General features: G+C 68.2%; 1 pseudogene. It reads right to left on the bottom strand.

Features of this window, described 5'->3' with window-relative positions:
- Nucleotides 1-242: pseudogene (locus tag SB725_RS33485) on the bottom strand (hypothetical protein); the annotation flags it as partial.

The following is a 242-nucleotide window of genomic DNA, read 5'->3' as shown; positions in this document are numbered from 1 at the left end:
CTCCGGAGTCCGGGGCAATTGCGGCAGGCTGAGGAATTCACGACGGGCAATGGCGTGGGACTGCTGGACCATGTAGTCCAACGGCTTGAGCTGGCGCCGCAGCAGCAGGGCGCCGAGCACCGCGCTCACCGCACCGCAGATCAACAGCCAGCCCAGGCTGCCCAGGGCACTTTGCCAGAGCTTGGCCACGGCGAACATCGGGTGGCTGAGCACCTCGACCCGAGCCGCCTGTTCCCAGCCGC

Source organism: Pseudomonas sp. SIMBA_041 (assembly GCF_046535095.1).
In the GTDB taxonomy this organism is placed as follows: domain Bacteria; phylum Pseudomonadota; class Gammaproteobacteria; order Pseudomonadales; family Pseudomonadaceae; genus Aquipseudomonas; species Aquipseudomonas mucoides.
This window is presented reverse-complemented; position numbering and strand designations above follow the sequence as displayed.